At 62.9% G+C, this 7,363-nt stretch carries 5 protein-coding genes and 1 pseudogene; 3 read left to right on the top strand and 3 right to left on the bottom strand.

Annotated features, from left to right (window positions below; genetic code table 11):
* Both SO156_RS45335 and SO156_RS45340 read right to left on the bottom strand, forming a co-directional pair.
* The coding region (locus SO156_RS45335; protein ID WP_498539400.1) for a cbb3-type cytochrome c oxidase subunit I at window positions 1–1,044 on the bottom strand (1,044 nt) is incomplete at its 3' end.
* A complete protein-coding gene (locus SO156_RS45340; protein WP_498539401.1) occupies window positions 1,034–1,867 on the bottom strand; it encodes a cytochrome ubiquinol oxidase subunit II family protein in 834 nt (277 codons plus the stop codon). The genes SO156_RS45335 and SO156_RS45340, both read right to left, overlap by 11 nt.
* Window positions 1,868–2,123: 256 nt before the next feature.
* Here SO156_RS45340 and SO156_RS45345 point away from each other — a divergent pair, with 256 nt between their 5' ends.
* A complete protein-coding gene (locus SO156_RS45345; RefSeq protein WP_498539402.1) occupies window positions 2,124–2,924 on the top strand; it encodes an SDR family NAD(P)-dependent oxidoreductase in 801 nt (266 codons plus the stop codon).
* A 203-nt stretch (window positions 2,925–3,127) separates the two neighbouring features.
* On the opposite strand, the gene SO156_RS45350 is transcribed toward SO156_RS45345, so the two are convergent.
* The gene (locus SO156_RS45350; RefSeq protein WP_498539404.1) at window positions 3,128–4,441 is read right to left on the bottom strand and encodes a PQQ-dependent sugar dehydrogenase; all 1,314 of its coding nucleotides are present in this window, start codon (window positions 4,439–4,441) and stop codon (window positions 3,128–3,130) included.
* A 212-nt stretch (window positions 4,442–4,653) separates the two neighbouring features.
* Here SO156_RS45350 and SO156_RS45355 point away from each other — a divergent pair, with 212 nt between their 5' ends.
* Together SO156_RS45355 and SO156_RS45360 are read left to right on the top strand one after the other, a co-directional pair.
* Window positions 4,654–5,847 (top strand): urate hydroxylase PuuD, encoded by a 1,194-nt coding sequence (locus SO156_RS45355; protein ID WP_498539403.1) that lies wholly within the window; start codon window positions 4,654–4,656, stop codon window positions 5,845–5,847.
* Window positions 5,848–6,001: 154 nt separating this feature from the next.
* Window positions 6,002–7,363 (top strand): annotated as a pseudogene (locus SO156_RS45360) (ABC transporter substrate-binding protein); the annotation flags it as partial.

The following is a 7,363-nucleotide window of genomic DNA, read 5'->3' on the forward strand; positions in this document are numbered from 1 at the left end:
GCCGAAGACGGCATTGACGTTCGGCCCCGCCCCCATGGTGAAGAAATGGTGCAGCCAGACCATGAAGGAGATGACGCAGATCGCCATGGTGGCGAGCACCATGGAGCGATAGCCGAACAGCGGCTTTCCGGAGAAAGTCGACACCACCTCTGAGAAGATGCCGAAGGCCGGCAGCACGAGGATGTAGACCTCGGGATGGCCCCAGGCCCAGATCAGGTTCATGAACATCATGATGTTGCCGCCGGCTTCGTTGGTGAAGAAATGGAAGCCGAGATAGCGATCGAGCAGCAGCATCGCGAGCGTTGCGGTCAGGATCGGGAACGCCGCGACGATCAGGAGGTTGGAGGCAAGCGTCGTCCAGCAGAACATCGGCATGCGCAGATAATTCATGCCCCGGGTGCGCAGCTTGAGGACCGTGGTGACGAGATTGATGCCGGCCACCAGCGTCCCCACGCCCGATATCTGCAGCGACCATGCGTAGTAGTCGACGCCGACGCCGGGCGAGTAGGTCAGCTCCGAGAGCGGCGGAAAGGCGAGCCAGCCGGTGCGCGCGAACTCGCCGATGACGAGCGAGAGGTTGACCAGCAGCGCGCCGGTGGCGGTGAGCCAGAAGCCGACCGAGTTGAGGGTCGGAAAAGCGACGTCGCGCACTCCGAGTTGCAGCGGCACCACGAGGTTCATCAGACCGATCACGAACGGCATCGCCACGAAGAAGATCATGATGGTGCCGTGGGCGGAGAAGATCTGGTTGTAGTGCTCCGGCGGCAGATAGCCTTGCGACTGGTAGGAGACCGCCTGCTGGATCCGCATCATGATGGCGTCGCTGCCGCCGCGCAGCAGCATGACGGAGGCGAGCAGGACGTACATGACGCCGATGCGCTTGTGATCAACGCTGGTGATCCATTCGTGCCAGAGATAGGGCAGATGACCCTTCACGACGACCCAGGCCAGCACCGCGAGGATCCCGACCAGCACCACGCCGCCTGCGACCAGCGGGATCGGCTGGTCGAACGGGATCGCCGACCAATCAAGCTTACCGAGCATCGTGCTCTCCACTGTGCTCCCGCCCGGCATCCGAGGTCAGTTGCGGGCCCGGCCCCGGCGGAATGTGCTGGGTCGCGATCAGGTCGAACAGGCGTGGGTCTTCGAGACGATAGGTCGGCCTGCCCCGCTCGACGAACTGCTGCATCAGCTTCTTGTAGCTGTCTTCATTGAGCACCACTTCGGACTTCGCCGTGCTCGCTACCCAGTCCGGAAAGGCGAGCGGCGAGATCACGTTGACGTCAAACATCATCTCCGGAAAGCCGTCGCCGGAGAAATGCGCCGACAGGCCCTGGAGCTTGCCCTCGTTGTCGGCACGCAGATTGAGCCGCGTCACCATGCCGTTCATGGTGTAGATCATGCTGCCGAGCTGCGGGATGAAGAACACGTTCATCACGCTCGACGACGTGAGCTGGAAGTTCAGCTCGGCGCCCGCCGGCACCGTCAGCGAATTGACCGTCGCAATGCGCTGGTCGGGATAGATGAAGAGCCACTTCCAGTCGAGCGAAACCGCCTGGATGCGCACCGGGCTGCCGGTGCCCGGCACCGGCGCCCGGGGATCAAGCTGGTGCGAGCCGATCCAGGCGACGCCGCCGAGCAGGATGATGGTGAGCGCCGGGATCGCCCACACCACCATCTCGACGCGGCCGGAATAGACGAAGTCTGGTTGATACTGCGCTCGCGGATTGGAGGCGCGAAACCACCAGGCAAAGCCGAGGATCGCGACGATCGTCGGCACCACGATCGTCAGCATGATGAAAACAGAATCGACGAGAATCGTACTGTTGGCAACAGCAACAGGCCCTTGTGGATCGAGCAGATTCATCGGCAAGCCACTGGCGATTGGGAAGCCCCGGAGGAGAGCCTAGCGCGGAATGGTACCGGCAACAAACGTCATTCGCATGACCGGGGGTTCCGGCGCAGTCACAGGTCATTGCACCTCCGCACGTTTTAGCTCGTACAACGGAGCCATGCAGGTTTTGCGGGACATGGCGCGTTGCACGCGGGGCAAGCGGCGCAGTGCCGATCTTTTCCAATCCCCGGACGATTGCTATCGTGATGAAAAAGCAGGGAGAAACGTCATGCGCTTGAAGGACAAGGTCGCTATCGTGGTGGGTGCCGGGCAAAGCCCCGGCGAGGGTATGGGCAATGGCCGCGCCACCGCGCTGACCTTCGCACGCGAGGGTGCAAAGGTCGTCTGCGTCGATCACAATCTCGAATCGGCACAGCAGACCGTCGCGATGATCGCGGCGAAACAAGGCACGGCCAGCGCCTTCAAGGCCGACGTGACCCGGACTGCTGACATCAAGGCGATGGTGGCGGACGCGCAGGCGCGTTGGGGGCGCATCGATATCCTGCACAACAATGTCGGCGTCAGTCTCGGTGGCGGCGACGCCGAGCTGCTGAAACTGACCGAGGAGGCATTCGACCGCGTCGTCGCCATCAACCTGAAGAGCTGCATCCTCGCGGCCAAGGAAGTGATCCCGATCATGCGGACGCAAAGAAGCGGCGCGATCATCAACATCTCCTCGATGGCCGCGATCTCCACCTATCCTTACGTCGCCTACAAGGCGACGAAGTCGGCAATGATCGCCTTCACCGAACAGCTCGCTTATCAGAACGCCGAATTCGGCATCCGCGCCAACGTCATCCTGCCGGGCCTGATGAACACCCCGATGGCCGTCGATACCCGCGCGCGGGAATGGCACAAGACCCGCGCTGAAGTCGAAGCCGAGCGCGACAGCAAAGTGCCACTGCGCAGGAAGATGGGTACCGCCTGGGACGTCGCGAACGCCGCGCTGTTTTTGGCCTCGGACGAAGCGAACTTCATCACTGGCGTGACGCTGCCGGTAGACGGCGGCGCGAGCGTGATCAGAGGGTGATACTGTCGACGCGAACGCCGCCCCTCTTCCTTCTCCCCTTGCGAGAGAAGGCGGCGCGAAGCGCCGGATGAGGGGTTGCATCCGCGAATACAACTGAGAGAGTAACTCGCGAAGAGAGACCCCTCACCCGGCTTCGATGCTACGCATCGAAACCACCCTCTCCCGCAAGGGGAGAGGGTGCACCGTCAGCGCTGCGCAGCGCGTCATTGCGGCGCGTGCGTGACCCGCCAGATCGTGCCGTTGCCGTCTTCCGAGATCAGCAGCGCGCCGTCTTTGGCCACCGCGACACCCACCGGGCGGCCCCAGACGTCGCTGTCGTTGACGACGAAGCCGGTGACAAAGTCTTCGTACTCGCCAGTCGGCTTGCCGTCTTTCATCCGGATACGGATCACCTTGTAGCCGGTGCGCTTGGATCTGTTCCATGAGCCGTGCTCGGCGGCGAAGGCATCGCCTGGATAGTCGGCCGGAAAATTGCTGCCTTGATAGAACGTCATGCCGAGCGAAGCGGAGTGCGATTGCAGCAGCACGTCGGGAATCGTGACCTTGTCCTTCAGGTCGGGCCGGGCGCCGGCATGGCGCGGGTCTTCATTGGCGCCGATATAGAACCACGGCCAGCCGTAGAACGCGCCTTCCCGCACGCTGGTGACATAGTCCGGCACGAGATCGTCGCCAAGGCCGTCGCGCTCGTTGGTCGAACACCAGGGCAGGCCGCTGCGCGGCTCAATGGCGAGGCCGACGCAGTTGCGAATGCCGGTCGCGTAGAGCTTCCTGTTCTTGCCGTCCGGATCGAAGGCCAGCACCGCTGCGCGCTCGGCCTCATAGCCCCAGGGCGCACCGAGCGGCTGCGCGCGTGACCATGCCTCGATGCCGCCAGGCGGATTGCCCATGCCTTCGCCGGCATTGCCGGCCGAGCCGACCGAGACGAACATCCGCTTGTTATCCGGCGTGAAAACGATGTCGCGAGTGGAATGGCCGGTGCCGTGCGCGAGGTTCGCGACCACCGTTTCCGCCTTGCCGGATGCCTTGAGATCGCCGCTGCGATAAGCAAAGCGGACGACGCTGTCGGTATTGGCGACATAGACCCATTGCGGATTGTCGCCGTTCGGGAAGAAGGCGATGCCGAACGGACGGTTCAGCCCACTGGCAAAAATTTCATTCGCCACCATCTTCGCGCCGTCTGCGCGCAGCACGCGGATGCGTCCTGCCCGCGTTTCAGCAACGAAGATGTCGCCGTTCGGTGCGACGCGCAGGATGCGGGGGCCTGAAAGCCCTTCGGCAAGCAGCTCGATCTTGAAACCCTCCGGCGCCAGCGGCGCCGCTTCGGCGGGCCGCGCCACTACCGACGACGCATTGGCAACCGATCGCGACGCGCCCGGCGCAGGAAGATCCTGCGGCCGGATCAACCTGAGGATGCCAGGCTTGTCGGATTGCCAACTGCCGAAGGCCTCCTTGCCTTTCAGCACGGGTTCAGCCGAGGCTGTCGTGCCGATGACAGCCGCGAGCAGCGCGGAGGCCAAAACCGACTTGGGACGTCCAAGATACTTCGTCACGAGTTCCTGCGCAGCCTTCGAGTGCCGAATCGCACATCAGCTCATGCCCGCAGGATGTGCAATGCGTATTGCCGTCCTGCTGGAAAATCCCGTCGATCGGTGCGACACATTGTAAGGGCGCGGCCGCCGGTTGCGGTCATCAAAGCTGCGGCATCGACGTCGCGACGGATGGGGTAAGCATGTGGGGATCCATCATCTCGGAATGGGCGAGCCTGCTCCTGCGCTGGCTGCATGTGGTGGCGGCGATCGCGTGGATCGGCAGCTCCTTCTATTTCATCCATCTCGATCTCAGCCTGAAGCCGAAGCGCGACCTGCCTGACGGCGTGCAGGGCGAAGCCTGGCAGGTGCATGGCGGCGGCTTCTACCGGATCATGAAATATCTGGTCGCACCAAGCCAGATGCCGGAGGAACTGACCTGGTTCAAATGGGAGGCCTACACCACCTGGCTCTCCGGCTTCGCGCTGATGGTGGTGGTCTACTATCTCGACGCCGATCTGTTCCTGGTCGACAAGTCGATCCTCGATCTCACACCAGCTCAGGCGGGCCTGTTCAGCTTTTGCAGCCTCGCACTCGCCTGGCTGCTTTACGAGATCGCCTGTCGCACGGGCCTCGCCCAGCGCGAGCTCGGCTTTGCGATCGGCGGCTATCTGTTCCTGGTCGCGCTGACCTACGCCTTCACCCATGTGCTGAGCGGCCGCGGCGCGTTCAACCAGATCGGCGCGATCATCGGCACCATCATGGTCGCCAACGTCTTTGCAGTGATCATCCCGAACCAGAAGAAGATCGTAGCCAACCTGATCGCGGGACAATCGCCCGACCCGAAGCTCGGCAAGACCAGCAAGGAGCGCTCGGTCCACAACAATTATCTGACGCTCCCCGTCGTCGTGCTGATGATCAGCAACCACTATCCCCTGCTCTACGCGACGCGTTTCAACTGGATTATCGTCGCGATCGTGCTGGCGCTGGGGCCGGTGATCCGACATTTCTTCAACGAGCGTCATGCGGGCCGCAAATCGCCGTGGTGGGTGTGGGCTGTCGCAGCAGTCGGCGTGATCGCGATCGGCGTTCTCTCCGCCGCCGGCCCGCGCGAGGTGAAGACCGGCGCGCTTGCCGCGCAGCCGACGCTCGCCAATGTCGAGGAGATCGTGATGTCCCGCTGCAGCATGTGCCATGCCGCAGAGCCCGTGTGGGCCGGCATCGTCACCGCGCCAAAGGGCATCCTGCTCGACGCACCCCAGCATATCCAGCGCAACATCAGGTTGATCGGACGCGTCGCTGCATGGTCGAACGCGATGCCGCCGGGTAACATCACGGAAATGACTGGCGAGGAACGCGCGGCGCTGGCCGCCTATATCACGCAGGCCGATCGCTGACGCCAATCGCTGCGACGCGTCCATGCGACCTTTTGCGGAAGGATATTCCGCAATCGCAGACCATTTCAAAATGACTTGAGCGCCGCTCCGGCGTAGACAGGGACACTGTGTGGCCGTTAGCTGCGACCCCTTAAGTCGTTTTTGGAGACCTCGTATGGATTTGACCCGCCTGGAAATCAACCGCCGCACGGCGCTCCTGACCTCGGCGGCAATCGCCGCCAACGTCATCAACCCGATGCGGGCGTTTGCGCAGGAGACCCCGAAGAAGGGCGGCGTGTTCAACGTCCATTACAATGCCGAACAGCGCCAGCTCAATCCGAGCATCCAGGCCTCCACCGGCGTTTACATCATCAGCGGCAAGATCCAGGAGAGCCTGGTCGATCTCGACGCCGACGGCAAGCCGGTCGGTGTGCTCGCCGAGAGCTGGGAATCCTCGCCCGACGGCAAGAGCATCACGTTCAAGCTGCGCAAGGGTGTCACCTGGCACGACGGCAAGCCTTTCACATCCGAAGACGTTGCTTTCACGGCGATGAACATGTGGAAGAAGATCTTGAACTACGGCTCGACGCTCCAGCTCTTCCTCACCGCCGTCGGCACGCCGGACCCGCAAACCGCGATATTCCGCTACGAGCGGCCTATGCCGCTGAACCTGTTGCTCCGCGCGCTACCCGACCTCGGCTACATCTCCGCAAAGCATCTCTATGAGAGCGGCGACATCAGACAGAACCCGGTCAACCTCGCCCCCGTCGGCACCGGCCCGTTCAAGTTCGTCAAATATGAGCGCGGCCAATACATCATCGCCGACCGCAACCCCGACTACTGGCGGCCCAACGCACCCTATCTCGACCGCATCGTCTGGAAGGTGATCACCGACCGTTCAGCTGCCGCAGCCCAGCTCGAAGCCGGTGAACTGCAATACTCCCCGTTCTCGAGCCTGACGATCTCCGACATGGCGCGATTGGGGAAGGACAAGCGCTTCATCGTCACCACCAAAGGCAACGAAGGCAACGCGCGCACCAACACGATCGAATTCAACTTCCGCCGCAAGGAATTATCGGATATCCGCGTGCGCCGTGCGATCGCGCATGCCATCGACGTACCCTTCTTCATCGAGAATTTTCTGGGCGACTTCGCCAAGCTCGGCACTGGGCCGATTCCGTCGACCTCGACGGATTTCTATCCGGGTCCGAACACGCCACAGTACCCTTACGACAGGGCCAAGGCGGCTGCCTTGCTGGACGAGGCCGGGTAAAAGGCCGGCGCCGGTGGCGCCCGCTTCTCGCTGAAACTCCTGCCCGCGCCCTGGGGTGAGGACATCTCGCTGTGGTCGACCTTCATTCAGCAATCGCTGAAAGATGTCGGCATCAGCGTCGACATCGTGCGCAATGACGGCGGCGGCTTCCTCAAGCAGGTCTATGACGAGCACGCCTTCGATCTCGCCACCGGCTGGCACCAGTACCGCAACGACCCCGCCGTCTCGACCACGGTGTGGTACCGCTCGGGCCAGCCCAAGGGC

This window comes from Bradyrhizobium sp. UFLA05-125, from assembly GCF_059803515.1.

Bases quoted from the DNA above. Each gene is read 5' to 3' on its own strand.
- SO156_RS45340 (WP_498539401.1), bottom strand. From the start codon at position 1,867: ATGAATCTGCTCGATCCACAAGGGCCTGTTGCTGTTGCCAACAGTACG.
- SO156_RS45355 (WP_498539403.1), top strand. From the start codon at position 4,654: ATGTGGGGATCCATCATCTCGGAATGGGCGAGCCTGCTCCTGCGCTGG.
- SO156_RS45345 (WP_498539402.1), top strand. From the start codon at position 2,124: ATGCGCTTGAAGGACAAGGTCGCTATCGTGGTGGGTGCCGGGCAAAGC.